Here is an 18,469-nt window from a genome sequence, read left to right as displayed (position 1 = left end):
CGCCTGCGCAGCGGAGGGCAACAATGTGGGGAATGTGCCTCTGGAAGTCGGCCCTGCAATCGAGCTGCCGGGCCGTGAAGATGCGGCTTCGCGGGAGCAGTGGGAACAGGAAATTGCGCCTGTCCTCAAGCAAGCCGTTCAGGACATCGAGTATGGCCGCTTCCCGGCGCTGGAGCCGGTGGAGGTCGTCGGACATACTTTGCTGGACGCGTCGGATGTGGCTGGAGCCGCTGAGTTCGATGATGTGCGCCTGAAGCTGGGTCGTCTGGGAAAAGAATTCAGCGTGACTTTCATGCTGCCGGAAGGCGAGGGCCCGTTTCCGACGGTGGTCCAGATAAGCTTTTGCGGCAACAAGGCAGCCTTTGGCGGGCGTGAGGGCGTTTTCGAACCTTCCGGCCTTCCCGAATTCTGCAAGAACATGGATCTTTCGCCGACCACGGATGCGGATCCATATCTCAGAACACTGCCTGTCGAGATGTTGCTATCTCGCGGTTACGCCGTCGTGTCGGTGACCCCGAGCGAGGTCATTCCGGATTACATGGAAGGCGCGATGCCGGTGCTCGAAAAGCTTGCTGGCAGCGGGCCGGACTCTTCGCGGACTGGCACGATCGCGGCTTGGGCATGGGTCGTGTCGCGCGCGATGGATTATCTTGATACGGACAACCGCTTCGATCCGGCACGCACGGCGCTGGTAGGGCACTCGCGCAATGGCAAGGCAGCGATGGCTGCCGCGATCTTCGATCCGCGAATCGATCTCGTCTGGCTGCACCAGTCAGGCACTGCGGGGGCGACCTTGTTCAGCAGTCAGGAAGGCGAGTCGATCGAGAACATTACGGGCGGCTTCCCGCATTGGCTGGCGCCGCATCTGAGAAGCTACCACGGAAGAGATAGCGCGTTGCCATTCGATCAGGATGATGCGCTTGCACTCATCGCACCGAGGCCGATTCTCGTCGGGGCCGCCTATGACGACACCTGGGCTGGCCCCGAAGGCGCCTTCGAGGCACTGCAGGGCGCAGCGACCGTCTACGAATTGTATGACGCGGGACAGGTGAAGCTGCCCTCCATGAGTGAACCTGACCTATCCAGCCCGCTGGCTTATTTCATCCGGAGTGGTCGTCACGGAACCACCCAGTCGGACTGGACGATCTTTGCGGATTTCCTTGATGTTCATTTCAAGGATGCGCCCGCGCGCGAACCTGCGGCGACGCCTTTCAGGATGGCCCTGCTGCCGGGCCGGGTCGACCTGACCCTCAATGGCAGCCCGGTCCTGAGCTATAATATGAAGGCGCCAGAGGGGCAGCCTCCCTCGCACGCCAATTATATCCATCCGGTGTTCGCTCCGTCTGGCACCATGATCACCGAGGATGCGCCGGTCGATCATCCGCACCACCGGGGCCTGTTCACCGCATGGCGTCATATTTTCTCCGGCGACCGGGATCTCGGGGATGCCTGGGAAGGCCGCGATGTGACTTACAAGGGGCACGTCTGGTACTCTGACATGTCCAATCCGAAACAAGCCGAATTCCGGGTTTGGACAGACTGGATTTCCCACACCGGGGAAAAGCCGGAAGCGATCCTGCGTGACAACACGGCTGTCGTGGTGACAGATTTCGGGCCCGGCGTGCTCAAGATTTACCAGCGGACTGCGCTTGAACCCAAAGTGCCGGATCTGGTGTTCAAGGGCGAAGACCCCATGAAAGGATATGGCGGGGCGAGCTTCAGGCTGGGCCACGCTGACACAATGACCATCACGGACAAGGGCGAGCCGGTTGAGGCGACCGAAGCACAAATTGATACATCGGGTTGGTTGAGCTTCAATTGGCCCGAGCGAGGCGAAGGTTGGCCTGCATCGATTGAAATTCGTTGCTATGCCAATGGAGAGATTGTCCGCTCATGGATTGTTCGCCAGTGGGAGAGTGCGCAGAACTGCACCGTGCCCGGTGTTGGAACGTACGGGTTCCAGGGTCAGGAAGAACTGGTCCTTGAAAGCTACGTCACGATCCATCAGGACTGATCGTCAATTCGCCGGATAACTTCCATCATGGCGCGGCCATTGTGATAGCAGGCTTTCCAGGGGCCGGCCCACCATGGCTCAATGGGGCCGTCCGATAAGGCATTCGAGCGCCATTCGCCTTCCGGGGCGATTATGTGCCCTTTGATGAAAGCCCAGCATTTGAGCGCAGCGTCGGCGTATTTTACGTCGCCGGTGATTTCATAGGCGTTCGTGAACCCCACGAGCGCTTCTGCCTGCACCCACCAAACGCTCGAACATTCTATTCTCCCGTCGACTTTCAGCCGTTCGTCATAGACCTGTCCGAGCTGGCCGGTGCCGTGTTCCAGGACGGATTCCGCGAGACCGATCGCTGCGCTCCGTGCACGCACTTTGAGTTCGTCTTCGCCGAGCACGTCGGCGGCTTCGCAGATCAGCCAGCTTGCTTCAATCTCATGGCCGAACGAGGTTGCAGTGGACTCGTCGATCCAGTCATCGGTGAGAAACATCGCAAGTGTTTCCCTGTCCGGGCTAACAATCTTGTCCAGGAATATCCCGAGTGCATGTCGCAAGTGCGCCAGGACGGGTTCGGACCTGTCTGACCGGGCCAGTTCGGTGAAGGCTTCGACAATGTGGAGGTGCGTGTTCATCGTTTTGGGCGAAGCGGGTTCCTTCTCGCTCAGCCTGTGATCGGCGAGTGGGGACCAGTCACGTGAAAGCGCTTCGCGATAGCCGCCATGTACAGGGTCGCGGAAACGTTCATCCAGCAAATGCGCTATTTGCTGAGCCGCGCTGAGGGATTTGCGGCAGCGCGACATACGATGGTGCATCGCCAGGGCGTAGAGGCCAAAAGCCTGTGCGTAAGCGTGCTTGCGTCCATCTTGTATTTCGCCCGACGGAGTTGTGGACCAGACGACCCCGCCATGTCCAGGATCAACAAAAACGTTCAGGAACCACGCTGCGGCTCTGTCAGCGTGCGCGCGGTAAGACTCTTTGCCGGGGAACAGGGATAAAGTACTGAAGAACCACAGTATCCTGGCGATGAGAATGGCTGAGACGGGTTCGGCAGGATCGGGTGTGCCGTCCAGGAAGACTTTTCCGTGGTAGCCGCCTTCGGCGCGTTCAGCATGACAGCCCCACCACCTTCCGATCCTGTCCAGTTCGGCGGCACATTCCATCCGGAGACGGATGAGATCCTTCGGGATCATGGCCGGTTGGCAGTCGTAGAGTGTCTGTTGGCCTCGATCAGGGCGATTCGCTGTTCGACGCAGGCGCGGCTGGTCAGAGGGTCTTCCGGCGTATTGAGGCAATAGTCGACAAGTTGCGCGACGCTGGTCGTCGCAACATGAAGCCGGGTATCGGACGATGCATAGTAGATGAATACGTCGCCATCCGGCGCCACCGTCCATCCATTGCAGAAGACGACATTGGAAACATCTCCGGTCCGCTCCGGCCCTTCGGGGGCGATCAGATGGCCGCCGGGCCGGTGGGTGATGTTCCACGGCGCGTTCAGATCGGTCACGAACATGTAGAGGACGTAGCGCAAGCCTGCAGCCGTGTTCCTGACCCCATGCGCGAGATGCAGCCATCCGGCGGGCGTCTTGAGTGGCGCTGGACCCTGCCCGTTCTTCAGCTCCTTGATCGTGTGATAGATCTTCGGATCGACGATGCTTTCGTCGTCAATGACGGCGTCTGCCATGTCTTCGCAGAGCCCCCAGCCAATGCCTCCGCCGCCGCCGACGGTGATGAATCCATCCTGCGGGCGTGTATAAAGTCCGTACTTGCCGGCGACGAATTCGGGGTGAAGCACGACGTTCCGCTGTTGGCCGCTTTGTGTGCGCAGGTCGGGCAGCCGTTCCCAGTCCTTCAGATTGCGGGTGCGCACGATCCCGCACTGTGCGATCGCGGCGGAGGTGTCCTCCATTCGCACGGTATCTTTCCGTTCAGTGCAGAACAGCCCATAGATCCATCCATCTTCATGAGCGGTCAGGCGCATGTCATAGACGTTTGTGTCCGGATCATCCGTCTGGGGCAGGCGCACGGGTGTTTCGAAAAATTCGAATCCGTCGACGCCGGTATCGCTCTGGGCAAGGGCGAAGAATGATTTTCTGTCTGCGCCTTCGACCCTGAGAGCGAGGACGTGCTTTCCGTTGTGGTAGAGCGCTCCCGCATTGAACACCGCGTTGATGCCGAGGCGTTCCATCATCCAGGGGTTGGATGCGGGATCGAGGTCGTATCTCCAGTTCAACGGAATATGACCGGACGTGACCACAGGATCGGACCAGCGCTGGAAAATTCCGTTGGAGAGACCTGCCTCCGAGTTTTTCTGGCTGGTCAGTCGTGTGTGCGCGTCCCGCAGACGGTTCAGCCGGTCGATTGCGAGTTCGTGCGGGGCGGTTCTGAGGGCGTTCATTGTTCGCTCAACTCCAGAAGGGATGACGGGCATTCCGGTCGGTTTGCTGCTGGTCCTGGAACTCTCCCGGCGATGCTACGGCGCAAGGCGATGGGCATGTCGTCCAGTGCTTTGACGCGGGGTTGTGCAAAAAATGCCTTCACGTCGCCCTCGGAATTGCAGGACGAGCAGTCCCATGTCTGTACCCAATCCGCATTGAGAAATTCACCGCCCCAGGCGAGCACCCAGGCGGGGCGCGCAGCGTCTAGGACTGAAGGCGCAGGCAGTTTCCCGACCTCCGTAAAGGCGAAGGGGGCCTCCGGTGCAAGCCGTCGCAATTCAGGCAATGCCGCAGTGTAGTTCGGCGACTGGTTGGAACTTTCGTAAACGTCTGTGCCCACCACATCGGGCTTGTGCCGGCGCGGCCAGTATTGCGCAGCGCGCTCGGCGTCGCGGTCGCCGCTCCAAACCCAGATCAGGTTGTTCAGTCCGTGCACGCCGACGAGTTCGTCGTAGAGTGCATCCCAAAGTTCAGGGAACGCCGCCTTTTGCCCCCACCAGAACCAATCGCCCGTCATCTCATGATAGGGACGGAAGAGAATTGGAATTCCCTCTGCCTGAAGTCGCTTCAGTGTCTCTGCTGTTGCCGCCACGTCGGCGCGCCACAGGGCGTTTTCCCGGGTGCCGGGCGTCAGCATCCTTTCGAACTCATCGTCACGCATGGGCGTCTTGGAGCAATCATAGAACTCTCCGCGCGGGCAGACTTTCAGGGGATTTCGCTGGTGCCAGGCGAGCGTGACGAGTCCGCCACGCCGGGCGTGTGCCCGTGCATGCGCAACAAGGGCGTCATCATATCCGTCATAGGTTGCGGCAAACATCAGTTCGAGGCCGAGGATCGCCGGTTCCTTTCCGGTCATCGACACCAGCCGGTCCATGGAATCGCAGGCGATGGACACTTCGTATTCGTTGACCTGCGTACCTGCGAGCAACTCGCCCCTCGATGAGAGGTCTGTAAGGTAGGACAGGACTTCTTCGCGGGGAATCTCGCGGCCACCGGCGCCTATCTCATGGAAAAGGCCCTGTATGAGCGCGCAGCCAGTCATGAGGCTGGCCATGCCCATGGCTGCCAGCGTCCGCAATAAGGCTCGTGATCGCCCGATTTCCATACGGATCCTATCTCCCCGGTGGGCATACTTCCTTCGCTGTGCCCTTGCGCCAGCGGGACCACTATGTAACCGATTACAGTCCGCCTCAAGGAGGTCTGTTGCGAAGGCATGTCGGGAAGAGTGTTCAATTCAGCTTGGCTGCTCGCGGTGCTTTTGGCCGTTGGCAGCTGTTCGCTGATTCCGCGGGGATGGTTCGCAGCCAACCGGCACAGCGGCTTTGTCACGGTCGAGGACTCCCGGTTTTGTCTCGATCAGGCACCTTACAGATTTGTCGGCTCAAATCTCTGGTATGGCGCTTATATCGCCGCGCCGGGCAAAACCGGGGATATGGAGCGGCTCAGACGGGAGCTTGACGTCCTCAAGGCGCTTGGCGTCACAAATTTGCGCATCCTCGGCGCCTCCGAGGAAAGTCCCATGAAGAATTCGCTGAAGCCGGCGTTTCACGATACCGAGGGCCGAATGAATGAAGACTTGTTGACGGGGCTCGACAGGCTGCTCGACGAGATGGCGAAACGCGACATGAAGGCGGTGATCTATCTCAACAATTTCTGGGAATGGTCGGGCGGCATGGGCACATATCTCTCATGGGTCAATGGCGGACACTATGTTGACCTGGGCGATCCGGACCATCCATGGCCGGAATTCCCGTTGTTCAATATGCGCTTCTATGAAAATGACGCGGCGAACGAGATTTATATTGATTATGTCCGCGCACTGGTGGTGCGTGTGAATTCCGTGAACGGACGGGCTTACCGGGACGATCCGACAATAATGGCCTGGCAACTCGCAAATGAGCCGCGCCCCGGCTACAGCACCGAGCCGGGACTGGCCGTTCTGGAGGCCTACTACAAATGGATTGAAGACACGTCTTCATTCATTAAATCGCTGGACCCCAACCATCTGGTCTCGACCGGCAGTGAAGGTGTGGTCGGCTGTGCCGACAACGCGGCCTGCTATATTGAGGCCCACAACGCCCCAGCAATCGACTATCTGACATTCCACATGTGGCCCAAGAACTGGAGCTGGATCAACGGAGACGACGTGCAAGGGAGTCTGGGGAACGTTGAGGGGCGCGCGATGGAGTATATGGCAAGCCATATCTCCATGGCGGAGCGTCTCAACAAGCCCCTCGTGCTCGAAGAATTTGGATTTCCAAGGGATGACGGGGCGCTGCAAGTGGCATCCTCTGTGGATGCGCGGGATGGCTTTTTCCGCATAATTTTCAGGGAGCTGGAGCGGGATGTGGCTCTCGGAGGTCCGTTTTCAGGAACGAATTTCTGGACCTGGGGTGGGGAAGGGAGGGCCGAACATGCAGACTTCCTGTGGCAAATGGAGGACGTGTCCTATACCGGTGATCCGCCGCAGGAGCCGCAGGGGTTGAACTCGGTTTTCGATCGGGACCGCACGACGCTTGCGCTCCTGAAACAGCATGGCCGCGAACTCAATCGGCTCGGTAAGAACCAATCGGCTTGTGGCCAGCGCGAGTAGGCTAGGTAAGTCTTCGCGCACTCGATCTGATAACGAGTTCTGTACTCAGTGTCTGTTGAGCGTCGCCGGTGATCTCGCCGCGCAGCAGGTTGCTCATCAGCGTCATGGCAACTTCGCCGATCCGTTCGGCGGGCTGCATCACGGTCGTAAGCGGCGGCGTGCAATATTTCCCGAAGTCGATATTGTCAAAGCCGGTGACGGAGAGATCATCTGGAAGGCTCATCCCCAGATCCTGAGCCGTTCGGATCGCGCCAATCGCGATCTCATCGCTCATTGTGAAGAGGGCCGTGAGGTCGCGGTTACGCGACAGGAGGCGCAATGCGGACTGTGCGCCACCTGCCATTGAGTATGGGCCGTACTCGACAAGACCCTCATTGAACGGAACATCGAAAGACTTGAGCGCGCTGCGAAAACCTCTCAGGCGCTCGGCCGTCACGTGCCGGTCTTTCAGGCCCGCGAGCACGCCGATCTTCCGGTGGCCCAGTGCCAGCAGGTAAGTGGCCATCGCCTCTGCGGCGCTGAAATTGTTGATCTGGACCGTCGGATAGTGCATCGGGTGCACCGTTTCGACGGCCTGGACAAAGGGAATGCGGCCCGCTTCAAGGTCAGGCGCCAGATCCGTGAGGCGGCGCTCGCCGAGCTGGATCACACCGTCGGCGCGATGCGTTTCCACCATTTCCAGGCCGGCCCGCTCGATTTCAGGATCATCCTTGGTGTCGGACACCAGGAGGTAATAATTGTTCTCCACGGCGATGCGTTCGATGCCGGAGACAATTCTCGCAAACAGGACGTTCGCAACATCAGGCACCAGAACAAGCACTGAATTGGTGCGCTTGACCCGGAAAACCTGCGCAAGGGAATTTGGCTTGTAATTCAGCTCTTCAGCAGCTTTCAGCACGCGTTGCAGCGTGTCCTTGGACAGTTTCCCGGGGTCTGAAAATGCCCGGGAAACGGTCGCGGGTGACACGCCGGCGCGTTTCGAAACGTCTCGAATCTGAGCCATTTAATACAGGTTCCGCCATTTCTGGTGCTGCAGTTGCATTCGGCCCGGCATACGCAAGGCGGATGCCATGAATGAGGCGTATCATCCAGTCGGGCACCGATTCAAGCGCTTGCAATGAAACCGTTTGTATTGGAATACTCAGGCGTGGTTCCGTGAGAGGATCAGCAGGCTCCGGCCCTGGCCGGGGGAAGAAGGGGAAGCGCTGGACGAATGCCAGCAACGCCCCACATTTGTGGAGGCGTTCGCGCATGAGTCTGCATCCGATAGATAGCGCTATCATTTTTATCTACATCGCGATTACGCTCTTCCTGGGGCTGTGGATTTCCAACAAGGCGTCGAAAGGGCTGCGCAGCTACTTCCTTGGTGGCAACCAGCTGCCCTGGTATGCGCTGGGCCTGTCAAATGCCTCTGGCATGTTCGACGTGGCCGGTACGATGTGGATTGTGTCGCTGCTGTTCGTCTACGGCCTGAAAAGCATCTGGATTCCTTGGCTCTGGCCGGTCTTCAATCAGGTCTTCCTGATGATCTTCCTTTCGATCTGGATGCGCCGGTCGGGCGTGATGACCGGGGCAGAGTGGATCACATTCCGATTCGGCGACGGGCCTGCTGCGCGCCTCAGCCACCTGGTTGTGGTCATCTTTGCCCTGATCATGGTTCTGGCCTACATGGCTTATGGCTTCCTCGGGATCGGCAAACTTGCCGCCCAGTTCCTCCCGCTCGATCTTGCGCACCTTTTCCATCTGCAGGTCTTTGTCCCAGCCGATGTCGCCGCAAATCCCGGCGGTGTGGCGTATGCCGCAGCGATGGCATCGCTGAATGAGAAGGCCTATGGCGCCTTGATCGTCTTCCTGACGGCCGCCTATGTCATCAAGGGCGGCATGTATTCCGTTGTTTTTACCGAAGTGATGCAGTTCACCGTGATGACGATCGCCTCAATTGGTATCGCGATTGTGGCCATGGCGCATGTATCGCCCGAAGCGCTGCGCGCCGCGATTCCGGATGGATGGACCAATCCGTTCTTCGGATTGAAGCTTGACCTCGACTGGTCGCAGGTCTTGCCCTCGGCCAACGACAAGATCGCCCAGGAAGGCTATTCGCTGTTCGGCATCTTCTTCATGCTTGTGCTGCTCAAGGGCATCTTCACATCGCTGGCAGGGCCCGCGCCGAACTATGACATGCAGCGCATTCTGTCAGCGCGCTCGCCGGTCGAGGCCGCCAAAATGAGCGGGATCGTCAGCCTAGTGCTGAACTTCCCGCGCTATCTGATGATCGCAGGCCTTACCATTCTGGCTCTGGGTCTATTTCAGCCCGGAACTGAAGGCGATGGGCGCGGATGCCGACTATGAAGCGATCCTTCCGTTTGCCCTGAGGGAGTTCATTCCGGTTGGATTGCTCGGATTGGCGCTGGCGGGCCTGCTTGCGGCCTTCATGTCGAGCTTTGCCGCACCGCTGAACGCCGCGCCAGCTTATGTCGTCAATGACATCTACCGCAAATACATCAAGCCCGACGCGCCGGAGAGAACATACCTGCGTCTGTCCTACGTTGTTTCTATCATCTTTGTGCTGATTGGCACATTCGTGGGCCTGTTCCTGACCAGTATAGACAGTTTCGTGAACTGGATCACGGCGGGTCTCTATGGCGGTTACACCGCGGCGAATGTCGTGAAATGGTACTGGTGGCGCATGAACGGGTACGGCTATTTCTGGGGCATGCTGGCGGGGATTGTGTTTGCCCTATTGCTGGGCATGCCGCAGGCACAATTGCTCGCCATCGGAATTCCAGCCTGGCTGCTCAACCCGCTTAATGCGTTTCCGTTTTTCTTCCTGGCGTGCATTCTCGCCGTCGTCATCGGATCGCTGACGACCGAGCCGACCGACATGGCAACCCTCGGGAAATTCTACCTCCGCACCCGGCCCTGGGGCATATGGCGGCCCGTTCGCGAGGCACTTGAGGCAAGCGGGGTTTCGGTCGCTGAGAACCGGGATCTCGCGCGCGACCTTATAAATGTGTCCGTGGGAATTGTGTGGCAGACATCCCTCGTCGCCATGCCCATCTTCCTTGTGATCCGCCATTGGCCCGGATTCGCCCTGTCGCTCCTGACCGTCGTTGTGACCAGCATATTCCTGAAATTCAGCTGGTATGACCGCCTGCGGGATTACCCTGAGGATTACATCCCAGACGAAATCTCAGGCGTTGCCGGCGCCGCGAAATCCTGACCGGGTTGGGTGGTATGGATACGTGTGCTGACAGTTTCGCGCTCTTGAATCTGGAGGAATGGCCAGCGCCGAATAGGCCGCTTGCGCCGGACGCCGCGCTCGAAACGCGGATAGATGCAATTCTGGACGGGATGACCCTCGCGCAAAAAGTCGGTCAGGTGGTGCAGGCCGACATTGCATCTGTCACACCCGAAGAGGTGCAGGCTTACCATCTGGGATCCGTTCTTAATGGAGGGAACTCCGCGCCGGACGGGCGCATGCAGGCCGCGCCGGAAGAGTGGCTAAAGCTGGCCGATGCTTTCTGGAATGCTTCCATGGCGCCCGGTGGCGCGGGCATCCCCTGCATGTGGGGGACGGACGCTGTCCATGGCAACAACAATGTCGTGGGGGCAACCATCTTCCCACACAATGTCGGGCTTGGTGCGACGGGCGATGAAGACCTGATCGAGCGCATCGGCCGGGCGACTGCGCTGGAAATGCGCGCAACCGGCATGGACTGGACCTTTGCGCCGACACTGGCTGTGACCCGGGATGATCGGTGGGGCAGGGCCTACGAATCCTATTCCGAAGACGCGGAGATTGTCGCGCGGCTGGGCGCGGCACTGGTGCGAGGCCTTCAGGGCACCGCAGGCACCCGCAGCTTTCTCGATGCGGACCATGTCATCGCGACGGCCAAACACTTCCTCGGCGACGGCGGAACGCTTGACGGACGCGACCAGGGTGAAACGTCGGCGTCCGAGCAGCAAATGCGCGACATCCATGCCGCCGGCTACGTCAAGGCGATCGAGGCGGGTGTGCAGGGCATGATGGCATCCTTTTCCAGCTGGCAGGGCCAGAGGATGCACGGCCGTCAGGATTTGCTGACTGACCTCCTCAAGACGCACTGGAAGTTCGACGGCATGGTCGTCGGGGACTGGAACGGCCATGGCCAGTTGCCGGGATGTTCGGAGACGGATTGTCCCGATGCCATGCGGGCAGGGCTCGACATGTACATGGCGCCGGACAGCTGGAAACCGCTGATCGGAAATCTCACGGCTCAGGTTGAGGCAGGGATCATTCCAGCCGCGCGGCTGGACGATGCGGTGCGTCGAATCCTGAGGGTTAAGATTCGCGCGGGGATGCTGGAAGCACCATGCCCGAGCGAGCGCCCGCATGGAGGAGAGTTTGCATTGCTTGGCTGCACCGCGCATGTGCGGCTCGCCGATGAGGCGGTGCGGAAATCTGCCGTCTTGCTCAAGAATGCCGGTGGTGTCGTGCCGATGCGGCCGGACTGCAAAGTGCTCGTTGTCGGACCGGGTGCAGACGATCTCGGAATGGCGTGCGGTGGCTGGTCCCAGTCCTGGCAGGGCGGCGGCCTTCAGAAAGCCGATTACCCTTATGCCGAAACGCTCCTCGAAGGCGTCAGGCGAATTGTGGGGCAGGCGGGTGGTGTCGTTGAATACTCGCAGGATGGCGCATTTTCGGAAAAGCCCGACGTCGCCATCGTTGTCTTTGGCGAGGAACCTTACGCCGAATTCCGGGGCGATCTCGACACGCTGGACTTCTGCCCCGGAGTGGAGCGGCAGGCAAAGCAGCTGCGTGCATTGCGCGAGGCGGGCATCGCCGTTGTCAGCGTGTTCTATTCCGGTCGGCCGCTATGGGTGAATCCGGAACTGAACGCGAGTGACGCCTTCGTCGCTGCGTTCCTGCCGGGCTCGCGGGCTGGGGCTTTGGCCGAGCTTCTTTTCGCCGACGCGGGTGGACAGGTTGTGCATGATTTCTGCGGCCGATTGTCTTTCTCCTGGCCCCGCGATGCCGACCAGTATGTCCTCAATGCCAACGATCCGGACTATGCGCCGCTCTTTCCCATCGGATTCGGACTCGCTGCCGGAAATGTATGCGAACTGGGAGTGCTGCACGAGGAAAGTCGTGCGGTCGCCGCCGATCGTCTGACCGTGTTCGATCAGGGGCGGCTCATCGGCCAATGGGTGTTAAATCTGAGCGATTCCGGCGGAGTTGAGCGATGGGATCATGGTGCACATTCGTCGCCTGAGGGTATTGTCCGGGTTCACCCGGTCGATCATGGGCGCCAGGAAAACGCGATCGCGGTCGAATGGGAAGGCGTCGGCGAGGTGGCGTTTCTGCATGAACCACTGGATCTCGAGCGGGAGAGCAATGCCGACTTTTACCTCCGGATCTTCTTTGCCGCCGAGGCTGGAACGGCCTCTCGGATGCAAGTATCCGTACTGTCGCCCGGGCAGGAGGTTCGCTTCGACCGGCAGCCCCGAAAACTCGATGGCGAGCTGGATGAATATTGCTTCGATGTGTCGTTGAAGCGCGCGGCCGCTCAGGGAGCAGACGTCTCGCAGGTGCAGGGCGTCACGCTGACGTTGCCGGTGCCTGGTTCCATCGTCCTTACAAGGATATCATTTGAGACAATTACCCGCTGAGCGGTGTCAGGGCATCGGTACGCCGCGCCATGCTTCAATGATGTCATAGAAGTCGCGCGCCGATATCTCCAGCTGTGCGGCTGCCGCGGCTTCGCGGATGCGGGCGGGTGTCTGCGTTCCGATAATCGGTATGATATTGGCCTGATGCTTCAGCACGAAGGCAAGCGCCGTCACGGCAGTGCTGACGCTGTATTTGTCCGCCATCGCGTTCAGCGTGGCACTGACGCGCTCTTCCTGCGCGTTGCGTGCGCCACCATCGGCGAGACGGCCGCCGCCGAGGGGCGACCAGGCAAGGCAGGCCGCGGCGGTTTCCGAACACCAGTCGAGCGTGCCATCCGTGATCGAATCCTGGCAGACGGCGGAGAATTCCGGTTGCGTCGATACGAGGGCGGTGTCGAGATGGGCCTGAAGGGCCCGCGTCTGCGCGACGGTGAAATTCGAGACGCCGACATGCTTCACCTTTCCTGATGCAACAAGTGCATTAAGGGCGCGAGCGGTCTCTTCAACGGGGGTTGTCAGGTCGGGCCGGTGAATCTGGTAAAGGTCGATCTGCTCGATACGTAGCCGCCGCAAGGAGGCTTCTGCCGCACCGATGAGATAGGAATAGCTTGAGTCGTAAGGGCGGGGCGGGATGATGCCGCCCTTGGTCGCGATGACCATGCGTTCGCGCAAACTCTTGTCTGCGGCAATCACGTCCCCGAGCACGGCTTCCGCTCCACCGAAACCGCAGGGCTGGCCGAATCCGTAAATGTCTGCCGTATCGATCAGGGTCATGCCTGCATCGAGGGCGGTTTCGATCTTTTCGCGGGCTTCCGCCGGTGTCGATCCTGCAAATCGCCAGCAGCCATAGGCAATCGTGCCGACGGTAAAGGTTCCGAGCCGTGTCTGTCGCATTTTCCCGCCTCTTCTTTGCCGGGGCGGTGTTTGCACCACCTCTGGTGACTTGTTGCCTCAGACGTTGAAGCGGAACAGCATCACATCGCCATCGTGGACAATGTACTCCTTGCCTTCGGAACGCATCTTGCCAGCTTCTTTCGCGCCGACTTCGCCGCCGCACGAGATATAGTCGTCGAATGCGATGGTTTCTGCACGGATGAAGCCTTTTTCAAAATCGCCATGGATGACGCCAGCGGCCTTGGGCGCGGTCCAGCCCTTGCGGATCGTCCAGGCGCGGGCCTCTTTCGGGCCGGCCGTGAAGTAGGTTTGAAGGCCGAGGAGGTCATAGCCTGCATGAATGAGGCGCGTCAGGCCTGGCTCTTCAAGGCCGAGCGTCGCGAGGAATTCGCTCCGGTCCGGTTCGTCCAGCATGGCGAGTTCGGATTCGATCTGTGCCGAAATCACCACCGCGATGGCGCCTTCCACCTTCGCGCGCTCCTCGACCTTTTTCGAATAGTCGTTGCCGGTTGCCGCGCTCGCCTCGTCGACATTGGCGACGAACAGGATCGGCTTGGAGGTCAGCAGCTGGAGCATGTTCCAGGCCTTGATGTCATCCTTCGGGACGGCAGCGCGGCGCGCGGGGCGGCCTTCCTTCAGCTCATTCAGCGCAAGGTCGATCAGCGCCACCTGCGCCTTGGCTTCCTTGTCGCCCGAATTGGCCTTCTTGATTACGTTCTGCTTGCGCTTTTCGAGGCTTTCGAGATCTGCGAGCATCAGCTCGGTCTCGACCACTTCGAAGTCAGCGACCGGGTCGATCGTGCCGCGCACATGGGTGATGTCGTCATTGTCGAAGCAGCGCAGCACGTAAATGATGGCGTCCGTTTCGCGGATATTGGCGAGGAACTTGTTGCCGAGGCCTTCGCCCTGGCTGGCGCCTTCGACGAGGCCGGCGATGTCCACAAAGTTCATGCGCGCCGGAATGATCTCTTTCGAGCCGGCGACCCTCGCCAGTTCGGTCAGGCGCGGTTCCGGAACGGCGACTTCGCCGACATTGGGTTCGATAGTGCAGAACGGATAGTTCGCTGCCTGCGCAGCTGCCGTCTGCGTAAGCGCGTTAAAAAGCGTGGATTTGCCCACATTCGGCAGTCCCACAATCCCGCATTTGAAGCCCATTCCGGCCTCCTTTTTGCATTGAGTCCGGGGCGCAATACCCGCATTCCGGGCGGAAAAACAGGCAGTTTTGTCGCCTGAAAGCGGAATCAGGTGGCCAATAACAGTGCTTTCGCTATGTTTGAGGCCAAATTCGAGGGGACAGGAATGGCCTACGACATTTTTCTCGTTTCGGCACTGGAAGACCGCGACATGGCAAAGCTTGTCGCGCGGCGCCTGCGAGCATTGAAATTCAAGGTCTGGTTCGACCAGAAGCAGACCGATGAGACCTTCGACTCCAAGGACGCACGGAACGCGACGAATTCGCAGTCGATTCTGGTTCTCTGGTCCGAAAACTCGGTGAAAAGCGATTGGGTGCGGGCGGCGGCTTCCGTCGGCCATTCCCGCCCGGATACGCTTGTCCAGGTCGGTCTCGATAAGACCATTCCTTATGAACCGTTCCGCCTCGACCGGCGTTTTTCGATCGAGGGAATGACCTCCCGCAAGACGCCGGAAGGCTTCTACCAGATGGTCGAAGAAATCGGTTCCCGCGACGGCCGGGCGGACCTGCGCGCCTGGATGGGGTTTGGCGCCAAGGATGACGACGAGCGCGATGCCTGGCTTGCCGCACATCCCAATGACCCCCTGGCCGTCGACGCACGGAAGAAGCGGGAAAAGGAACTTGGCAAGAAGCCCGAGCCTGCGCCCGCCGCTGCTGGCGCGGCGACCCTCGCGGCCGCAGCTATCAAATCGTCCGCCTCCAACGGTACGTCCGGAGCACGCAGTGGCGTAGCCGCGGCGATCGCGCGGTCATCCAACGGCGCCCGCGCCGGAACCGTCGTCGCACCTGAGCCGGTGGCTGAAGACATGGGCGTCGGGCGCGTGATGCTCGCGGTCATCGGCGCCGCTATCGCCGGCATCCTCCTGTTCAGCATGATGAAGGGCCGCGACCCTCTGCCGGAGCAGATGCGCTCCGCTCTTCCTGCCGTGGGCAATGCCTACAACATGTCGACGGCGTGCACGCCCGGCACGGTGCCGCGTTCGCTCCTGGAAGTGTTGGAGCCGGGGCCAATCATCAATGATACCGAGCCGACATCAGAGCCCGAACCGGAAGACTGAGCCGGTCTGCGCCTAACCGAACACGGCAATCGTCTGCCGGCCGACCATGACCGGCTCGCCCTTCGCATTCCAGAGGCGCATGGCCTGGCTGGAATAGCCTTGCCGGGCCGTCTGGGCGATATGCTGGGCAAGGAACCAGCCGTCCTGCGTCGTGATCCTGTCGGTCAGGAATTCCGCCATCCAGGTCATCGAGCTGATCTTTGCGGGTTGGGATAGCATCGACATGGCCGCCGGCGGGGGTGTGTCTGCCAGGGCGAGGACCGAAACCGCGTCCATTGGCGCCTGCATGTCCTTGTGACGCAGCCAGAGTGCGATTTCGCCGCTCGTCGCGCCGCTGAGCGGCGGGCCGCCACGGGCAAGGCGGACATTGAAATGCCGCGAGAAGGCGGGCCTGCGCCGGTCATCTGAAAAGAAGGCCGGCGTTTCGTCCGGGGCTGTTACCTCCGGCGCCTTCATGTAGGAAAAGTCGAGCGCGGAGTCCCGGGCAGCTCCGAATGCAAAAATGCACTCTGCGACGACGCCTTCGGCACCAGTCATCCGTACCGAGATGAACGCGGTATTCTTGCCTTCCCGGAGGAGGGTCGGGACCGAGACAAGTTCACCGGAAGAGGGGCCGACAAACGCGACCTGCGCTGAGCGGATCGGCCGGTCGCCCGCCAGAGGCAGGGCAGCTTTCAGGCTGAGGGCCGCCGTCAGGCCGCCATAGGTCGTGCGACCCTGCATCCAGTCTTCCGGCACGGTGACATGGGCGGCGCCAGCTGGATCGAAGATGATCGAGGAAATAAGGTCAGTATAGTCCATGCGGGGTCAATTATCTGTCAGTCCAGTGCGCAGGTTTAGCTGAATTCCTTTTCGGAACCAACCAGTGTCGTTGGGGCAATTGAGGCCCAAAAAGCAAACGCCCCGGCTTGGGGCCGGGGCGCTCGTTTCCTCAGGGAAATCCGGCTAGTGCTGGCTTTCCGGGGTCGTCACGCGCAGGCCGTCGAGTGCATCGCTGACCGTTATCTGGCACGACAGGCGCGAATTGGCCTGCACGTTCTCGGCAAAGTCGAGCATCGACTTTTCCATTTCCTGCTGCTCGCCGACTTTGCCCATGAAAGCTTCGTCCACATAGACGTGGCAGGTCGCGCAGGCGCAGGCGCCGCCGCAATCGGCATCGATGCCGGGGATTGAATTCTTGATAGCGGTTTCCATGACGGACTCGCCATTCTTCGCCTCGACGGTGCGTTCGTTGCCTTCGTGGTCGATATAGGTGATTTTCGGCATCGGTCTTGTTGCTCTCCTTAGGCTGTGGCGGCGGCCGCAGCGATGTCTTTCATGGACGTTGATGTATCCGCAAGCACGCCGGACGCAAGCTTTGCGCCGGACATGATGAGCTTCTTGGATGCGAGGAATTCGGGTGGGCTGTTGACTGCATCGACGGCGATCAGCGTGCCGTTTCTCAGGTAAAAGACCGCGAACTTGCGTGTCTCCGGGTCTCCGCGCACGACCGCTTCGTCATAGCCCTGGTTGAGGCCAGCGATCTGGAGTTTCAGGTCGTACTGGTCGGACCAGAACCACGGGCAGTCCTCAGCGGGGCGGGGCGCACCGAGGATCGCGGCAGCCGCGAGCTTGCCCTGTTCGATTGCGTTGTGGACGCTTTCGAGCCGGCCAGCCCGTCCATAGTGAACCAGCGGACGGCTCGCGCAGTCGCCCGCCGCGAAGATGCGCGGATCCGAGGTGCGCGCATCGCGGTCAGTTGCAATGCCGTTGTCGATGGTGAGGCCGGCGTCCTTGGCGAGTTCGACGTTCGGCAGGATGCCGATACCGACAAGCACGAGGTCCGCAGGCAGCTCCGTCCCGTCGGCCAGCATTGCCGCGGTCACATGACCGTCCTTGCCGGTGAAATGATCGAAGCGTGCGCCGGTCAGGATGGTTACGCCCTGGGCGCGGTGTTCGTTTTCGTAGAACGCGCTCATGATCGGGCTGGTGACGCGCGCAAGCACGCGGTCGGCCATCTCCAGCACGGTCACGTCGAGGCCCATCTGGCGGGCTACGGCAGCGGCTTCGAGGCCGATATAGCCTGCGCCGATGATCACCATTCGCCGCCCGGCGACCATGCTCGGCCGGATTCGCTCGACATCGGCAAGGGTTCGCAGGTCATGGATCCCACCCAAGTCGGCGCCTCTGGCGGGCAGCGCGCGCGGCCGGGAGCCGGTGCAAAGGATCAGCGCGTCATAATTGAGCGTGCCGCCGTGCTCAAGGTGCACGCATTGCGCAGTTCGGTCGATCTGCTCAACCCGCGTCGACAGGATCAGCTCGACCTTGTTGTCTTCATACCAGGCGGCCGGCTTGAAATAGAGCCGCTCCTCCGCGAATTCGCCCTTCATGTAAGCCTTGGAGAGTGGTGGGCGCTGATAGGGCAGGGCCGGCTCGTCGCCGACAAGGGTCAAGCCGCCTTCATAGCCGCCCGAACGCAGCGACTGCACCGCCTGTGCAGCGGCTTGGCCGCCGCCGATCAGGACGATCTGCGTTGCGTCTTTCAGGTCCAATACGGTGCCTCCCCGTAGGTATTTTGTCATTTCGTGACGCATGCGTCACTTTTTAGTAGTTGTATTACGCAGGCTTCCGCGATGCAAGGCAAGCCAAAAGACATGGCAG

General features: G+C 60.5%; 15 protein-coding genes. 6 read left to right on the top strand and 9 right to left on the bottom strand.

All coding sequences use genetic code 11. From position 1 onward, the window contains the following. Positions 1 to 25 precede the first annotated feature (25 nt). Positions 26 to 2,014 carry a DUF6807 family protein gene (locus tag R3C13_RS10310; RefSeq protein ID WP_371310734.1) on the top strand — a complete coding sequence of 663 codons (1,989 nt, stop codon included), beginning with the start codon at positions 26 to 28 and terminating at the stop codon, positions 2,012 to 2,014. On the opposite strand, the gene R3C13_RS10305 is transcribed toward R3C13_RS10310, so the two are convergent. The 3 genes from R3C13_RS10305 to R3C13_RS10295 are packed head-to-tail and all read right to left on the bottom strand — an operon-like array spanning position 2,005 to position 5,497. Next, entirely contained in the window at positions 2,005 to 3,198 is a 1,194-nt protein-coding gene (locus R3C13_RS10305; RefSeq protein WP_371310733.1) for an AGE family epimerase/isomerase, read from the bottom strand. The two genes, R3C13_RS10310 and R3C13_RS10305, sit on opposite strands and share 10 nt — an antisense overlap. Then, on the bottom strand, positions 3,195 to 4,403 hold the full coding sequence (locus R3C13_RS10300) for a glycosidase (protein ID WP_371310732.1): 1,209 nt from the start codon (positions 4,401 to 4,403) through the stop codon (positions 3,195 to 3,197). Before R3C13_RS10300 ends, R3C13_RS10305 begins: the two co-directional genes overlap by 4 nt. Next, complete coding sequence (locus R3C13_RS10295; protein WP_371310731.1) at positions 4,400 to 5,497, bottom strand: glycosyl hydrolase; 1,098 nt, start codon at positions 5,495 to 5,497, stop codon at positions 4,400 to 4,402. Before R3C13_RS10295 ends, R3C13_RS10300 begins: the two co-directional genes overlap by 4 nt. 465 nt (positions 5,498 to 5,962) lie before the next feature. Between R3C13_RS10295 and R3C13_RS10290 the strand changes: the two genes are divergently transcribed. Then, positions 5,963 to 7,036, top strand: coding sequence for a mannanase (locus R3C13_RS10290; RefSeq protein ID WP_371310730.1), 1,074 nt, complete (start codon positions 5,963 to 5,965; stop codon positions 7,034 to 7,036). Position 7,037: 1 nt separating this feature from the next. Here the strand turns inward: R3C13_RS10290 and R3C13_RS10285 are convergent, their stop codons facing one another. Further along, a complete protein-coding gene (locus R3C13_RS10285) occupies positions 7,038 to 8,039 on the bottom strand; it encodes a LacI family DNA-binding transcriptional regulator (protein WP_371310729.1) in 1,002 nt (333 codons plus the stop codon). A 248-nt stretch (positions 8,040 to 8,287) separates the two neighbouring features. Here R3C13_RS10285 and R3C13_RS10280 point away from each other — a divergent pair, with 248 nt between their 5' ends. The 3 genes from R3C13_RS10280 to R3C13_RS10270 all read left to right on the top strand — a co-directional run bounded on the left by R3C13_RS10280 (position 8,288) and on the right by R3C13_RS10270 (position 12,685). After that, the gene (locus R3C13_RS10280; RefSeq protein WP_371310728.1) at positions 8,288 to 9,385 is read left to right on the top strand and encodes a hypothetical protein; all 1,098 of its coding nucleotides are present in this window, start codon (positions 8,288 to 8,290) and stop codon (positions 9,383 to 9,385) included. After that, entirely contained in the window at positions 9,363 to 10,256 is an 894-nt protein-coding gene (locus R3C13_RS10275; protein ID WP_371310727.1) for a hypothetical protein, read from the top strand. The genes R3C13_RS10280 and R3C13_RS10275 overlap by 23 nt, the downstream gene beginning before the upstream one ends. Before the next feature lie 131 nt (positions 10,257 to 10,387). Next, a complete protein-coding gene (locus R3C13_RS10270; RefSeq protein ID WP_371310726.1) occupies positions 10,388 to 12,685 on the top strand; it encodes a glycoside hydrolase family 3 N-terminal domain-containing protein in 2,298 nt (765 codons plus the stop codon). 6 nt (positions 12,686 to 12,691) lie between these two features. On the opposite strand, the gene R3C13_RS10265 is transcribed toward R3C13_RS10270, so the two are convergent. Both R3C13_RS10265 and ychF read right to left on the bottom strand, forming a co-directional pair. Continuing rightward, a complete protein-coding gene (locus R3C13_RS10265) occupies positions 12,692 to 13,579 on the bottom strand; it encodes an aldo/keto reductase family oxidoreductase (protein ID WP_371310725.1) in 888 nt (295 codons plus the stop codon). Positions 13,580 to 13,636: 57 nt separating this feature from the next. Beyond that, positions 13,637 to 14,734: a redox-regulated ATPase YchF gene (gene ychF / locus R3C13_RS10260; RefSeq protein ID WP_371310724.1), complete on the bottom strand. Its 1,098-nt coding sequence runs from the start codon at positions 14,732 to 14,734 to the stop codon at positions 13,637 to 13,639. Between the two features lie 144 nt (positions 14,735 to 14,878). Here ychF and R3C13_RS10255 point away from each other — a divergent pair, with 144 nt between their 5' ends. Then, positions 14,879 to 15,829, top strand: a complete 951-nt coding sequence (locus R3C13_RS10255) for a toll/interleukin-1 receptor domain-containing protein (RefSeq protein WP_371310723.1) — start codon at positions 14,879 to 14,881, stop codon at positions 15,827 to 15,829. 12 nt (positions 15,830 to 15,841) lie between these two features. On the opposite strand, the gene R3C13_RS10250 is transcribed toward R3C13_RS10255, so the two are convergent. The 3 genes from R3C13_RS10250 to R3C13_RS10240 form a co-directional block, all read right to left on the bottom strand. Continuing rightward, positions 15,842 to 16,630 carry a thioesterase family protein gene (locus R3C13_RS10250; protein WP_371310722.1) on the bottom strand — a complete coding sequence of 263 codons (789 nt, stop codon included), beginning with the start codon at positions 16,628 to 16,630 and terminating at the stop codon, positions 15,842 to 15,844. Between the two features lie 144 nt (positions 16,631 to 16,774). Beyond that, positions 16,775 to 17,095, bottom strand: a complete 321-nt coding sequence (locus R3C13_RS10245; RefSeq protein ID WP_371310721.1) for a 2Fe-2S iron-sulfur cluster-binding protein — start codon at positions 17,093 to 17,095, stop codon at positions 16,775 to 16,777. A gap of 17 nt (positions 17,096 to 17,112) precedes the next feature. Further along, the gene (locus R3C13_RS10240; protein ID WP_371310720.1) at positions 17,113 to 18,360 is read right to left on the bottom strand and encodes an NAD(P)/FAD-dependent oxidoreductase; all 1,248 of its coding nucleotides are present in this window, start codon (positions 18,358 to 18,360) and stop codon (positions 17,113 to 17,115) included. Between the last annotated feature and the right edge of the window lie 109 nt (positions 18,361 to 18,469).

This window comes from Hyphomonas sp., assembly GCF_041398385.1.
In the GTDB taxonomy this organism is placed as follows: domain Bacteria; phylum Pseudomonadota; class Alphaproteobacteria; order Caulobacterales; family Hyphomonadaceae; genus Hyphomonas.
This window is presented reverse-complemented; position numbering and strand designations above follow the sequence as displayed.

Excerpts from the sequence above, each read along its gene's own strand:
- R3C13_RS10305 (WP_371310733.1), bottom strand. The coding sequence starts at position 3,198 with ATGATCCCGAAGGATCTCATCCGTCTCCGGATGGAATGTGCCGCCGAA.
- R3C13_RS10300 (WP_371310732.1), bottom strand. The coding sequence starts at position 4,403 with ATGAACGCCCTCAGAACCGCCCCGCACGAACTCGCAATCGACCGGCTG.
- R3C13_RS10295 (WP_371310731.1), bottom strand. The coding sequence starts at position 5,497 with ATGGCCAGCCTCATGACTGGCTGCGCGCTCATACAGGGCCTTTTCCAT.
- R3C13_RS10290 (WP_371310730.1), top strand. The coding sequence starts at position 5,963 with ATGAAGAATTCGCTGAAGCCGGCGTTTCACGATACCGAGGGCCGAATG.
- R3C13_RS10285 (WP_371310729.1), bottom strand. The coding sequence starts at position 8,039 with ATGGCTCAGATTCGAGACGTTTCGAAACGCGCCGGCGTGTCACCCGCG.
- R3C13_RS10280 (WP_371310728.1), top strand. The coding sequence starts at position 8,288 with ATGAGTCTGCATCCGATAGATAGCGCTATCATTTTTATCTACATCGCG.
- R3C13_RS10275 (WP_371310727.1), top strand. The coding sequence starts at position 9,363 with ATGGGCGCGGATGCCGACTATGAAGCGATCCTTCCGTTTGCCCTGAGG.
- R3C13_RS10270 (WP_371310726.1), top strand. The coding sequence starts at position 10,388 with ATGACCCTCGCGCAAAAAGTCGGTCAGGTGGTGCAGGCCGACATTGCA.
- R3C13_RS10265 (WP_371310725.1), bottom strand. The coding sequence starts at position 13,579 with ATGCGACAGACACGGCTCGGAACCTTTACCGTCGGCACGATTGCCTAT.
- ychF (WP_371310724.1), bottom strand. The coding sequence starts at position 14,734 with ATGGGCTTCAAATGCGGGATTGTGGGACTGCCGAATGTGGGCAAATCC.
- R3C13_RS10255 (WP_371310723.1), top strand. The coding sequence starts at position 14,879 with ATGGCCTACGACATTTTTCTCGTTTCGGCACTGGAAGACCGCGACATG.
- R3C13_RS10250 (WP_371310722.1), bottom strand. The coding sequence starts at position 16,630 with ATGGACTATACTGACCTTATTTCCTCGATCATCTTCGATCCAGCTGGC.
- R3C13_RS10245 (WP_371310721.1), bottom strand. The coding sequence starts at position 17,095 with ATGCCGAAAATCACCTATATCGACCACGAAGGCAACGAACGCACCGTC.